At 62.7% G+C, this 1,688-nt stretch carries 1 protein-coding gene; it reads left to right on the forward strand.

Going from position 1 to position 1,688, the window contains the following annotated elements:
- Positions 1–1,688: BID domain-containing protein (locus AC1DLV_RS30235; RefSeq protein ID WP_476803651.1), on the forward strand; the 1,688-nt coding region annotated here is incomplete at both ends.

Below are 1,688 nucleotides of genomic sequence, written 5' to 3' on the forward strand. Positions count from 1 at the left end.
AAGGACGCGGGCATTGTCAGCCGCACGCTGGCGTCGTGGGAACTGCGCTGGAAACAAGACAGGGACGGTCTTGATGCCAGGACGGTGTTTGTTCTCGACGAGGCCGGCATGGTTGCCTCCAGGCAGATGGCGCTGGTTGTTGAAGCGGTAACCAGGGCAGGCGCAAAGCTGGTGCTGGTTGGCGACCCCGACCAACTCCAGCCAATCGAGGCGGGTGCTGCGTTTCGGGCGATCGTTGACCGCATCGGTTACGCCGAACTCGAAACGATCTACCGCCAGCGCGAGGAGTGGATGAGGACCGCTTCGCTCGATCTGGCGCGCGGCCGTGTCGATGAAGCAATCTCCGCTTATCGCCAGCAGGGCAGAGTGCTTGGGTCGGACTTGAAGGCGCAGGCGATCGGCAGTCTGATTGCCGACTGGAACAGGGATTACGATCCGACGAAGACAATACTCATCCTTGCACACCTTCGGCGTGACGTTCGCATGCTCAACAGCCTGGCGCGCGAACAGCTCGTCGAGCGTGCGATCGTTGGCGAAGGACATGCCTTCCGCACCGAAGATGGGCTTCGCCGGTTCGACGCTGGTGACCAGATCGTCTTCTTGAAGAACGAGACCTCGCTTGGCGTGAAAAACGGCATGATCGGCCGTGTCGTCGAGGCGGCACCAAACAGGATCGTCGCCGCCATCGGCGAGGGCGCGCATCGTCGGCTCGTCAGGGTCGAGCAGCGTTTCTACCCCAATGTTGATCATGGCTATGCAACCACGATCCACAAGTCGCAAGGGTCGACCGTCGATCGGGTCAAGGTGCTGGCTTCGCTGTCACTCGATCGCCATCTGACCTATGTCGCGATGACCCGGCACCGCGAGGATATGGCGCTTTATTACGGGCGGTGTTCCTTCGCCAAGGCGGGTGGGCTCGATCACATTCTGTCACGAAGCAACGCCAAGGAAACCACGCTCGATTACGAGCATGGCGTCCTCTACCGGCAGGCACTGCGCTTTGCCGACAACCGCGGGCTGCACCTCGTCCGGGTTGCCCGCACACTTTTGCGCGATCGGCTCGACTGGATGCTGCGCCAGAAGGAGCGCCTTGCCGATCTGGCCCAGCGCATGCGTGCCGGCGGCGAGCGGCTTGGCCTGCTCCAGCGTCCCTCTACGCAAACCCAACAGGAGGCCGAACCGATGGTCGCCGGCGTCACGCTGTTTGCCAAATCCCTGTCTGATGTCGTCGAGGAAAAGCTGCTCGCCGACCCGGCCATAGCAAAGCAGTGGGAAGAAGTGTCGACCCGGTTCCGCTATGTCTTCGCCAATCCGGAAAGCGCATTCCAGGCGATGAATTTCGACGCCGCGATGACGGGCCCAAAGGCTGCGGCACACACACTCGACCGGCTGGCCAGCGAGCCGGCATCGATCGGGCCGCTCAGGGGGAGGACTGGCCTGCTCGCGAGCAAGGCCGACAAGGAGGCCCGCCGTGTCGCCGAGGTCAACGTGCCGGCGCTGAAGCGTGACATCGAGCGTTATCTCCAGCTGCGGCAGCTTGCTGCCGCAAGGATCGAGAAGGAGGAGCAGGTGCTTCGTCATCGTGTCTCGATCGACATCCCGGCGCTGTCGCAAGCCGCAAGGTCAGTGCTGGAAAACATCCGCACCGCCATCGACCGCAACGATCTTCCCGCCGCTCTTGGCCTTGC

This window comes from Aminobacter sp. 01T433 (genome assembly GCF_056398585.1).